The 11840-nt window shown below is 69.4% G+C and carries 9 protein-coding genes and 1 pseudogene; 9 read left to right on the forward strand and 1 reads right to left on the reverse strand.

Features of this window, described 5'->3' with window-relative positions; all coding sequences use genetic code 11:
• Positions 1–131: 131 nt before the first annotated feature.
• The 9 genes and pseudogenes from ABZ624_RS17025 (at position 132) to ABZ624_RS17065 (ending at position 10624) form a co-directional block, all read left to right on the forward strand.
• Entirely contained in the window at positions 132–3095 is a 2964-nt protein-coding gene (locus ABZ624_RS17025) for a M14 family zinc carboxypeptidase (protein ID WP_360088563.1), read from the forward strand.
• A 343-nt stretch (positions 3096–3438) separates the two neighbouring features.
• Positions 3439–4446, forward strand: coding sequence for a type I glyceraldehyde-3-phosphate dehydrogenase (gene gap, locus ABZ624_RS17030; RefSeq protein ID WP_030347989.1), 1008 nt, complete (start codon positions 3439–3441; stop codon positions 4444–4446).
• A 131-nt stretch (positions 4447–4577) separates the two neighbouring features.
• Positions 4578–5789: a phosphoglycerate kinase gene (locus tag ABZ624_RS17035; RefSeq protein WP_360088566.1), complete on the forward strand. Its 1212-nt coding sequence runs from the start codon at positions 4578–4580 to the stop codon at positions 5787–5789.
• Positions 5790–5828: 39 nt separating this feature from the next.
• The gene (gene tpiA / locus ABZ624_RS17040; RefSeq protein WP_360088617.1) at positions 5829–6584 is read left to right on the forward strand and encodes a triose-phosphate isomerase; all 756 of its coding nucleotides are present in this window, start codon (positions 5829–5831) and stop codon (positions 6582–6584) included.
• Positions 6585–6697: 113 nt separating this feature from the next.
• On the forward strand, positions 6698–6928 hold the full coding sequence (secG, locus tag ABZ624_RS17045; RefSeq protein WP_360088620.1) for a preprotein translocase subunit SecG: 231 nt from the start codon (positions 6698–6700) through the stop codon (positions 6926–6928).
• Between the two features lie 245 nt (positions 6929–7173).
• Complete coding sequence (locus ABZ624_RS17050; RefSeq protein WP_003957010.1) at positions 7174–7509, forward strand: RNA polymerase-binding protein RbpA; 336 nt, start codon at positions 7174–7176, stop codon at positions 7507–7509.
• A gap of 125 nt (positions 7510–7634) precedes the next feature.
• Positions 7635–7853: pseudogene (locus ABZ624_RS17055) on the forward strand (hypothetical protein); the annotation flags it as partial.
• Between the two features lie 241 nt (positions 7854–8094).
• Positions 8095–9747 (forward strand): glucose-6-phosphate isomerase, encoded by a 1653-nt coding sequence (pgi, locus tag ABZ624_RS17060; RefSeq protein WP_360088569.1) that lies wholly within the window; start codon positions 8095–8097, stop codon positions 9745–9747.
• Between the two features lie 91 nt (positions 9748–9838).
• Positions 9839–10624: a thioredoxin domain-containing protein gene (locus tag ABZ624_RS17065; RefSeq protein ID WP_360088572.1), complete on the forward strand. Its 786-nt coding sequence runs from the start codon at positions 9839–9841 to the stop codon at positions 10622–10624.
• A 68-nt stretch (positions 10625–10692) separates the two neighbouring features.
• On the opposite strand, the gene ABZ624_RS17070 is transcribed toward ABZ624_RS17065, so the two are convergent.
• Positions 10693–11840 (reverse strand): FtsX-like permease family protein (locus tag ABZ624_RS17070; RefSeq protein WP_360088575.1); only part of this gene is annotated, 1148 nt, incomplete at its 5' end.

Raw genomic sequence — 11840 nt, forward strand, 5'->3', positions numbered from 1 at the left:
CGGTGCCGTGCGCCCGTTCGGGTGGTCGGCACCGGCGTTGCGTGTCCGTGAAGCGCTCTTGACTCGATCATGAGGTGGCATGAGCCTGGCAACCTGTTCGCCGCTGTGGCGGACCACCGCTAGGGGGGTTCATGAGACACAGAGCGAAATCGATCCTCGCTGTCGGCGCGCTTCTCATCGGCGGAGCGAGCCTCGCGCCCCATGCCCAGGCCCGGAGCGGTAACCCGGTGACGTCCGGCTCGGACGAGGTCAGGGTCTACCGCGCCGACGTCACCCCGCAGCAGATTCCTCTGCTCCTCGAGGCCGGACAGGACGGGCAGGAACTCGGCGGGCAGGTCACCGGACCCGGGAAGACCAAGGTCGAGGTCTACCTCACCGGCAAGCAGGCGGCGACGCTGCGCGAAGAGGGCGTCGACCTCACCGAGCACACCCTGTCGGCGCGGGCGCAGGCGCGCGTCAGGACCGCGTCGCAGGGCGTGTTCCGCCCGTACAGCGGCAGCGGCGGCCTGAAGGAGGAGATCCTTCGGACCGCCCGGGCCAACCCCGGCCTGACCAAGGTCGAGTCCATCGGAAAGACGGTCAACGGGCAGGACATCCTCGCCCTCAAGCTGACCAGGAACGCCGGGAAGACGAAGGACGGCTCCAGGCCGTCCGTGCTGTATCTGTCCAACCAGCACGCGCGTGAGTGGATCACGCCCGAGATGACCCGGCGTCTGATGCACTACTACCTGGACCACTACCGGACGGACAGGCGCATTCGGAAGATCGTCGACTCGACCGAGCTGTGGTTCGTCATCTCGGCCAACCCCGACGGCTACGACTACACGTTCAGGAACGCCGGAACCCGCCTGTGGCGCAAGAACCTGCGGGACGTCAACGGCGACGGTGTCATCGGCGCGGGCGACGGCGTCGACCTCAACCGCAACTTCCCCTACAAGTGGGGATACGACGACGAGGGTTCGTCCCCCAACCCCACCAGCGAGACCTACCGCGGCGCGCGCCCCGAGTCGGAGCCCGAGACCAAGGCGCTGGACGGCTTCGAGAAACGCGTCGGGTTCAGATACGCCGTCAACTACCACTCCGCCGCGGAACTTCTCCTGTACGGCGTCGGCTGGCAGGTCGCCACACCGAGCCCCGACGACGTCCTCTACAAGGCGCTCGCCGGCACCCCGGACAAGCCGGCCGTCCCCGGCTACCACTCGCAGCTCTCCTCGGAGCTGTACACCACGAACGGCGAGGCGGACGGGCACGCGTCGAACGTCGACGGCGTCGCGATGTTCACTCCGGAGATGTCGACCTGCCAGACCGCGTCGAACGTCGACCCGAACGACGCCTGGAAGCCCGAGGACTGCCCGTCGGAGTTCAGCTTCCCCGACGACGAGAAGCTGATCCAGCAGGAGTTCGCCAAGAACATCCCGTTCGCGCTCTCCGTCGCCGAGACCGCCGTACACCCGGACAGGCCGGCCTCCTCGGTCGGGCTGAGCGCGGCCGACTTCACCCCGGGCGCGTTCTCCACGTCGTACTCCCGGGGCGCGGACCAGGAGGTCTCCGTGGTCGCCCGCAAGGCGATCCGTGACAAGGAACTGAGGTACCGGGTCAACGGCGGCCGCGTCCACGACCGGGCGCTGCGGCACTGGAAGGGCGGCACGACCTACGGCGGCGCGGACGACCTGTACTTCGACGCGTACCGGGCCGAGGTGCACGGCGGCGAGCCGGGCGACAAGGTCGAGGTGTGGTTCACCGGCGTGACGAAGAGCGGCAAGAGCAGCAAAAAGGTCTCCAGCTCCCCCTTCACGTACACCGTCGCCGAGCGGCCCGCGGCCGACACGCTTATCGTCGCCGAGGAGGGCACGACGGCCACACAGGCGCAGAAGTACGTCGACGCGCTCAAGGCGGCCGGGCACCGGGCGATCGTGTGGGACGTGGCCAGGCAAGGAGTCCCGGACGCGCTCGGCGTGCTGAAGCACTTCAGGACGGTCGTGCACTACTCCGGCGCCAACGGCCCCGCGAACGCCACTCAGCTGCAGCTGCGTGCCTACCTCAACGAGGGCGGCAGGCTGATCGAGGCCGGTGAACTGGCCGGCGGCAGCGTCCGACTCGGCGACGGCAGCCTCTCGGACGATTTCAGCCAGTACTACCTGGGCGCCTACAGCCGTACCTCGGCCAAGGGAGCCACCGGCTTCACCGGCTCCGGCGCCCTGGACGGCGTCACCGGCGCCCTCGGCGACGCGCCCGGCAACCCGCTGGACAAGGCCGGCGTCTACGGCGTCACCTCCGACGAGCTGCCCGTGGCCACGCACCCGCAGTTCAAGAGCGCGGGAGCGGGCCGGTTCGCCGGGACCGTCAATCCCTACGGGCCGTACTCCGGGTCGTACATGGCCGCCGCCGTGCACACCGACGACGCCTACAAGCGCCTCACCCGCACCATCGACCTCACCGGCGTCAGCGCCGCCGACAAGCCGGCCCTGACCAGCCGGCTGCTGTGGGACACCGAGCCGGGCTACGACCACGCGGTGATCGAGGCGCACACCGTGGGCGCGGACGACTGGACGACCCTGCCGGAGGCCGACGGCGCCACGAAGACGGCCGTTCCGGCGGACTGCGGGCAGGGCTTCCTGGTCGCCGAGCACCCGTGGCTGAAGCACTATCTGACGCTCGCGGGCAAGGCCTGCACCGCGACGGGCACCACCGGCTCCTGGAACAGCCTCACCGGCAGCTCCGGTGGCTGGCAGCGGCTCACCTTCGACCTGAGCGCCTACGCGGGGAAGTCCGTCGAGGTCTCGATCGGCTACATCACCGACTCGGGCACCGGCGGGCACGGAGTCCTCGCCGACGACGCCTCGCTCGTCGTCGGCGGCACCGCGAGGGAGACCGAGGGATTCGAGTCGTCCCTGGGCGCCTGGCACGTGCCCGGACCGCCCGCGGGCAGCCCGGCCGTCCTGAAGGACTGGGCGCGCACCGGGGCGCTCTTCCAGACGTACGGAGCGGTTACCACGGACGACACCGTGCTGCTCGGGTTCGGCCTGGAACAGGTGTCGTCGGCGGCCGATCGGGCAGCCCTGGTGAGGAAGGCGTTCGCGGCGCTCGGTGGGTGAGGGCCGCCACGTTGACAGATCCCGCTCGCCTTGTTCCAACAGGTGAGCGGGAGCCCTCTCAACGGTGCGGGGAAGGGGTTCTGATCAAGTGAGCCGACCCGCTCACGAACGAGTGAAGACAGCGCAAAAACTGCCCGGCATTCCATGCTGAATACGGGCGAATCCACTGCCGTTCCGGGACGGTCCGTACCCCTACTGGCGGGTAAGGACTGCCTGCCCGTGTATGCGCCATCTCGATGTCACTCCGGGGCTCTCCGGGAGGTAGGGTCGGTGGTGGTCGGGGACATCCCAAACAGAGCTCGCCGGCACCGCATGGCCGGCGTACCAACGAGGAGATCGGTTCGTGACGATCCGCGTAGGCATCAACGGCTTCGGCCGCATCGGCCGTAACTACTTCCGCGCGCTGCTGGAGCAGGGTGCAGACATCGAGGTTGTGGCTGTCAACGACCTGGGTGACACCGCTACCACCGCTCACCTGCTCAAGTACGACACGATCCTGGGTCGCCTCAAGCAGGAGGTCTCCCACACCGCCGACACCATCACCGTCGACGGCCACACCATCAAGGTGCTCTCCGAGCGCAACCCGGCCGACATCCCCTGGGGTGAGCTGGGCGTCGACATCGTCATCGAGTCGACCGGCATCTTCACCAAGAAGGAAGACGCCGCGAAGCACATCGCGGGCGGCGCCAAGAAGGTCCTCATCTCGGCTCCGGCCAAGGACGAGGACATCACCATCGTGATGGGTGTCAACCAGGACAAGTACGACCCGGCGAACCACCACGTCATCTCCAACGCCTCCTGCACCACCAACTGTGTGGCGCCGATGGCGAAGGTCCTCGACGAGAACTTCGGCATCGTCAAGGGCCTGATGACGACGGTGCACGCGTACACGAACGACCAGCGCATCCTGGACTTCCCGCACAAGGACCTGCGCCGCGCCCGTGCCGCCGCCGAGAACATCATCCCGACCACCACCGGTGCCGCCAAGGCCACCGCCCTGGTCCTGCCGCAGCTCAAGGGCAAGCTGGACGGCATCGCCATGCGCGTCCCGGTCCCGACCGGCTCGGTCACCGACCTGGTCGTCGAGCTCGGCCGCGAGGTCACCAAGGAAGAGGTCAACGCCGCCTTCCAGAAGGCCGCCGAGGGCGAGCTGAAGGGCCTCCTCGAGTACACCGAGGACGCGATCGTCTCCTCCGACATCGTCAACGAGCCGGCCTCGTGCACCTTCGACTCCTCCCTGACCATGGTCCAGGAGGGCAAGAACGTGAAGGTCATCGGCTGGTACGACAACGAGTGGGGCTACTCCAACCGCCTCGTCGACCTCACGGTCTTCGTCGGCAACCAGCTCTGATCGCAGCAGGACCTCGCAGTGAGACCAGGGCCCGGGCAGCGCATCGCCGCGCTGCCCGGGCCCTGTCCCGCGTACGGAGCACGTCCTTTTACGATCAGGTGCACCACGAGCCCTCCCCAGGAGTCCACTCAATGAAGACGATCGACGAACTTCTCGCCGCCGGCGTGAGCGGCAAGCGGGTCTTCGTCCGCGCCGACCTCAACGTGCCGCTCGCGAGCGGCACCATCACCGACGACGGCCGTATCCGCGCCGTCCTGCCCACCGTCAAGGCGCTCGCGGACGCGGGCGCCAAGGTGGTCGTCGCCTCGCACCTGGGCCGCCCCAAGGGCGCCCCGGACCCCGCCTTCTCCCTCGCTCCGGCCGCCTCCCGCCTGGGTGAACTCCTCGGCTCCGCCGTGGCCTTCGCCACCGACACCGTCGGCCAGTCCGCCCAGGACACGGTCGCGGGGCTCGTCGACGGCCACGTCGCCGTCCTGGAGAACCTGCGCTTCAACCCCGGTGAGACCAGCAAGGACGACGCCGAGCGCGGCGCGTTCGCCGACCAGCTGGCCGCCCTCGCCGACGTCTACGTCGGTGACGGCTTCGGCGCCGTGCACCGCAAGCACGCCTCGGTCTACGACCTGGCGAAGAAGCTGCCGCACTACGCCGGCTACCTCATCGCCACCGAGGTCGGCGTCCTCAAGCAGCTCACCGAGGACGTCAAGCGCCCCTACGTGGTCGCCCTCGGCGGCGCCAAGGTCTCCGACAAGCTCGCCGTCATCGACCAGCTGCTCGCCAAGGCCGACCGGCTGCTCATCGGCGGCGGCATGGCCTACACCTTCCTCAAGGCCAAGGGCTACGAGGTCGGCATCTCCCTCCTGCAGGAGGACCAGATCCCGACCGTCACGGAGTACATGGAGCGCGCCGAGAAGCAGGGCGTGGAGCTGGTGCTCCCCGTCGACGTCGTGGTCTCCCCGACCTTCCCGGACCTGAAGACCAAGGCCCCGACCGAGCACACCGTGGTCGACGCGGACCGGATCCCCGCCGACCAGGAGGGCCTGGACATCGGCCCGAAGACCCGAGCGCTGTACGCTTCGAAGCTCGCCGACGCCGAGACCGTGTTCTGGAACGGCCCCATGGGCGTCTTCGAGCACCCCGACTACGCCGAGGGCACCAAGGCGGTCGCCCAGGCCCTCGTCGACTCGGACGGCTTCACCGTCGTCGGCGGCGGTGACTCCGCCGCGGCCGTGCGTACGCTCGGCTTCGACGAGAACGCATTCGGCCACATCTCGACCGGTGGCGGCGCCTCCCTCGAATACCTCGAGGGCAAGACGCTCCCCGGCCTCGCCGCACTGGAGGACTGACCCTTGGCAGCACCGATTTCTTCTGGCCGCACGCCGATCATGGCGGGCAACTGGAAGATGAACCTCAACCACCTCGAGGCCATCGCGCACGTCCAGAAGCTCGCCTTCGCCCTGGCCGACAAGGACTACGAGGCCGTCGAGGTCGCCGTCCTGCCGCCCTTCACCGACCTGCGCTCCGTGCAGACGCTGGTCGACGGCGACAAGCTCAAGATCAAGTACGGCGCCCAGGACATCTCGCAGCATGACTCCGGTGCCTACACCGGTGAGATCTCCGGCCCGATGCTGGCCAAGCTGAAGTGCACCTACGTGGTCATCGGCCACTCCGAGCGCCGCCAGTACCACAACGAGACCGACGAGCTGGTCAACGCCAAGGTCAAGGCCGCCTACAAGCACGGCCTCACCCCGATCCTGTGCGTCGGCGAGGAGCTGGACGTCCGTGAGGCGGGCAACCATGTCACCCACACCCTCGCCCAGGTCGAGGGCGGTCTGAAGGATCTCCCGGCCGAGCAGGCCGAGACCGTCGTGATCGCCTACGAGCCCGTCTGGGCCATCGGCACCGGCAAGGTCTGCGGCGCCGAGGACGCCCAGGAGGTCTGCGCCGCCATCCGCGCCAAGCTCGCCGAGCTGTACTCGCAGGACCTGGCCGACAAGGTCCGCATCCAGTACGGCGGCTCCGTGAAGTCGGGCAACGTCGCCGAGATCATGGACCAGGCCGACATCGACGGCGCCCTGGTCGGCGGCGCCTCCCTGGACGCCGACGAGTTCGTCAAGATCGTGCGCTTCCGCGATCAGTGACACGAGCTGTGAGTAGGCGGTAGCGGCGATACGTCGTACCCTTGCGGGGGCACGGCCGAGAGGCTGTGCCCCCGTCTCCATCCGAATCCGAGGAAGTTGGTCCAGCCGTGGTTTTGGGGTTCTCGATCGCCCTGATCGTCTTCAGCCTGCTGCTGATGCTGCTGGTGCTGATGCACAAGGGGAAGGGCGGCGGTCTCTCCGACATGTTCGGTGGCGGCATGCAGTCCTCCGTCGGCGGCTCCTCGGTCGCCGAGCGCAACCTCGACCGGATCACCATCGTGATCGGTGTGCTGTGGTTCGCGAGCGTCATCGTCCTCGGCATCCTCATGAAGACGAACAGCTGAAGACGAGCAGCTGAAGGCGGACAGCCGGCACTCGCGCAGCGCCCACATCACGCTTATTCGGTACGTAAGGCCCCATGTTCGGTACGCGCTCCTGAGCGCGGCCTATCATGGGGCTTGCGTCTATGAGCGGGGACCTTGTAACTCGAATCACTGGACGCGCGTTGGGCCTTACGTAGACTGAGGCGCTCGCGGCGAAGCGAAACGCCGACTCGCTTCGCGGCACCATTACGCAGGGAGTTACGACCGTGGCAAGTGGCAACGCGATCCGGGGAAGCCGGGTCGGGGCGGGGCCGATGGGCGAGGCCGAGCGCGGCGAGTCCGCGCCGCGTCTGCGCATCTCCTTCTGGTGCTCCAACGGGCACGAGACGCAGCCGAGCTTCGCCAGCGACGCGCAGGTTCCCGACACCTGGGACTGCCCCCGCTGCGGCTTCCCGGCCGGCCAGGACCGGGACAACCCGCCGGACCCACCGCGTACCGAACCGTACAAGACGCATCTCGCGTATGTACGGGAGCGGCGCAGCGACGCGGACGGCGAGGCGATCCTCGCCGAGGCGCTCGCCAAACTGCGGGGCGAGATCTGACACTTGACACCGGCCGGGTGCCTTGAGGCGCCTGGCCGGAGCCGTCTTGCGCCGCTCGCGGCCGGCCCGTTGTCAGTGGCACCCTCTACGGTTTTTCGTGAAGGCGAGAACCGAGAGGGGGAGTTGTGGCGTCGGTCGAGACGGTGGAGAGGCATGCGCCCGCGTGGCGCGGAGGATCCGGGCGGTTGTGGAGCGCCGCCGTGCTGTCCAGCTTCGGCGACGTGCTGCGTACGGCCGCGCTGCCGCTGCTCGCGGCCTCGCTGACCGACCGGCCCCTGCTCATCGCCCTGGCCTTCACCCTGACACGGCTCCAGACCCTGTTCGGCAACGCCTCCACGGCCCTGTGCAACACCGGCATGGGCGCCCTGCGGACGCGATGCGGCAGCGTGCCCCCGCCGACACGCTCGGCCGGGTCAGCTCCGCCTTCCGTACCCTCGCCGTCGCCGGGGCCCGCGCTGATACCGGCCCGCAAGCCGGACGTACCTCTTGTTGCGCCGGACGACGGCGTCACGACGGCTCACGCCGCGCTTTGATCAATTAGGTTGGAACCGCTGGGACAGGCACGAAAGAAGGCGGAAGTCGGAAATGAACGCAGACGGCCGTACCAGGCTCAACCAGACGCCCGAATGGACCGCTCTGGCCAAGCACCGGGAGGAGCTGGCCGACACCCATCTCACGGAGCTGTTCGCCGCCGATCCGGCGCGCGGTGAGGGGTACACGCTCCAGGTCGGTGATCTGTATCTCGACTACTCGAAGCACCTGGTCACCGACGAGACGCTGCGGCTGCTGCGCGAGCTGGCCGCAGCCACGGACGTGTTCGGCCTCCGGGACGCCATGTTCCGCGGCGAGAAGATCAACGTCACCGAGAACCGCGCGGTGCTGCACACCGCCCTGCGCGCCCCGCGCGACGCGGTGATCGAGGTCGACGGGCAGAACGTGGTGCCGGCCGTGCACGCCGTACTCGACAAGATGAGCGACTTCGCCGACCGCGTCCGCTCCGGCGCCTGGACCGGCCACACCGGCAGGCGCATCAAGAACGTGATCAACATCGGCATCGGCGGCTCCGACCTCGGCCCTGCCATGGCTTACGAAGTGCTGCGCAGCTTCACCGACCGCGAGCTGACGGTCCGCTTCGTCTCCAACGTGGACGGTGCCGACCTGCACGAGGCCACCCGGGACCTGGACCCGGCCGAGACGCTGTTCATCATTGCCTCCAAGACCTTCACCACCATCGAGACGATCACCAACGCCACCTCCGCCCGTACCTGGGTGCTGGACGCGCTCGGTGACGACAGCGCGGTGGCCAAGCACTTCGTCGCCCTGTCCACGAACGCCGAGAAGGTCGCCGAGTTCGGCATCGACACGGCCAACATGTTCGAGTTCTGGGACTGGGTCGGCGGCCGGTACTCGTACGACTCGGCGATCGGCCTCTCCCTGATGATCGCGATCGGGCCCGACCGTTTCCGGGAGATGCTGGACGGCTTCCGGCTGATCGACGACCACTTCCGCACCGCGCCCGCCGAGGCCAACGCACCACTGCTGCTCGGCCTGTTGGGCATCTGGTACGACAACTTCCACGACGCCCAGTCGCATGCCGTCCTGCCCTACAGCCACTATCTGTCGAAGTTCACCGCCTACCTCCAGCAGCTGGACATGGAGTCCAACGGCAAGTACGTGGCGCGGGACGGCAGGCCGGTCGACTGGCAGACCGGGCCGATCGTCTGGGGCACGCCCGGCACCAACGGCCAGCACGCCTACTACCAGTTGATCCACCAGGGCACCAAGCTGATCCCGGCGGACTTCATCGGCTTCGCCGAGCCGGTGGCCGAGCTGAGCGGTGAACTGAAGGCCCAGCACGACCTGTTGATGGCCAACTTCTTCGCCCAGACCCAGGCGCTCGCCTTCGGCAAGACCGCCGAGGAGGTCCGCGCGGAGGGCGTCCCGGAGGAGCTCGTCCCGCACAAGACCTTCCAGGGCAACCGGCCGACGACGACCATCCTGGCGAAGGAACTGACCCCGTCCGTCCTCGGCCAGCTGGTCGCGCTGTACGAACACAAGGTGTTCGTACAGGGCGCGGTGTGGAACATCGACTCCTTCGACCAGTGGGGCGTGGAGCTGGGCAAGGTCCTCGCCAAGCGGGTCGAGCCGGCCCTCACGGAGGGAGCCGAGGTCCCAGGCCTCGACGCCTCGACCAAGGCGCTGGTCGCGAGATACCGGGAGCTGCGCGGCCGGAGCTGACCAGAGGGACGAGCCGTCGTGGCGACCCTTGCTGTGTGTTTTCTTTGCCGATCCCTTAAGGTTTCGAGTGATCTTCAGGGGAGGAAGGCGCATGGTGCACAGAGGGTTCGCCGCGTCGGTCGCGGCGGCCGTCATCGGGATGTCGGCGGTCGGTTGCGGCAGCGGACACCAGTCGGCGGGGTCCGAGGACGACGGGTCCGTGGCCAAGGGGAAGGCCACGAGCCCTGCCCGGCCGGGCTACGCCGGGCTGTCGGAGGTTCCGGAGCGGCTGGGGAAGGACGGGACGACCATCATGGTCGGGGACCCGGCCGCCCCGGTGGCCGTGCACCTGTACGAGGACCCGCGGTGCCCCGTGTGCAAGGAGTTCGAGACCACCGGCGGCGCCCCGCGGCTGCGCGCGGCGACCGTCCGGCGGGAGGCGAAGACCCAGTACACCCTCGCCTCCTTCCTGGACGCCCGGCTCACCGGCTCCGGGTCGGAGAAGGCGGTCAACGCCCTGCGGGCCGCGCTGGACAAGGGCAAGTTCGCCGAGTACCACGACGTGCTCTACGCCCACCAGCCCGCCGAGAGCGTCGACGGCTTCACCGACGCGTATCTGCTGAAGCTGGCCGGGCGGGTCCCAGGACTGCGCGGGCCGGACTTCGACTCGGCCGTGAAGACCATGAAGTACCGCTCGTTCGTGACCCGGTCGGAGAAGGCGTACGAGGAGGCGGGCGGAGCGCAGGGACCCAAGGGCCCCGGCACCCCCACCGCCGACATCAACGACGTACGCGTCCCCGCCGAGTACAACGGCGTGCTGTTCGACGGTGACGTCTTCTCCGGTCTGCTCGCGAAGATCCGGGCCCACCCCGAGCAGTGGCAGAAGCCGGCTTCCTGACCCGCTGACCCGCTGACCCGCTGACCCGCTGACCCGCTGACCCCTGACCCTCTGCCCGCCGACCTCCGTCAGGCCACCGCGCTCAGCGTGTCCGCGAGCCGTCTGCGTGCCGCGCGGGCCGCGGGCAGTGCGGCGAGCGCCGCCGCCCCGAGCACGGCTGCCGCGCCCAGGGAGAGCAGCAGCGCGGGCGAGGGGGACTGGGCGATGCCGGCACCGATACCGCTGGAGCTGCCCTCGGCGTCGATCAGCCGGCGGGCCAGCGGCAGCCCCAGCGCCGTACCGGCGAGCACCGCGGCCAGCGCCGTACAGCTCGTCGCCGTGACGGTGATCGCCGTGATCTGCCGCGGGGACATGCCGATCGCCTTCAGCGCCAGCACATCCCGCTCGCCCTCGCGGACGCTGCCGCCGATGGCGGTGAGCAGCTCGACCAGACCGATCAGGGCCAGCACGGCGATCAGCCCGGCGACCACGGCGCGCAGTGCGGACAGCCCGTCGGCGGGGTTGTCCACGGGGTGCACGTCCAGGTGGCCCCGGCCGGCCGTGGACAGCGCGGTGGCCACGCGCTGCGGGTCGGCGCCGGGGCGCAGCCGCAGCTCGTAGAAGGCCGGTGACAGGCCGGGGTCGTTCTCGCGGAGGGTGTCCAGGGAGGTGGTGACGACCCGCCCTGCGTTCTGCGGTTCGATGCTCCGGCCCACGATGTGCAGGATCTGCGGCCGGTCGCCCACCGTCATGCGCACCCAGTCACCCACCCGCGCGTGCAGCAGGTCCAGCAGGCCCTGGCCGGCCACCGCCTCGTCCGGTCCCCGTGCGGTCCGGCCCTCGGCGAGGGCGTAGGGGTAGGGCGCGTCGCGGGTGCCGACGCCGCGCAGCGCGATGGTGCCGGTCTGGCCGGGGACCAGCGCGGCGACCTCGACTCCGGGATAGGCGCCGGTGACCCGGTGATCGGCGGTGAGCAGGGCCCGTACCGCGGACGTGTCCATGGCGCCGTCGGAGCGGACCGTGAGGGACGTCGGCATGCCCACACGCTCCGGGCTGCTGTGGAAGCGGTCGATCGTGGTCCAGGCGCTGAGCGCCACCACGATCAGCAGCAGCGGCAGCGTCAGCCGGGCCACGGTGGCCAGCGAGCGGCCGCGCCCCGCACACGCCTTGTGGCAGCCGAGGACCAGCGCGGCCGGCAGCCGCAGTCCGAGCGCCCGCCGGGCCGGCCCGGTCAGCC

It is taken from the genome of Streptomyces sp. NPDC007205, assembly GCF_040634095.1.
Lineage (GTDB): Bacteria > Actinomycetota > Actinomycetes > Streptomycetales > Streptomycetaceae > Streptomyces.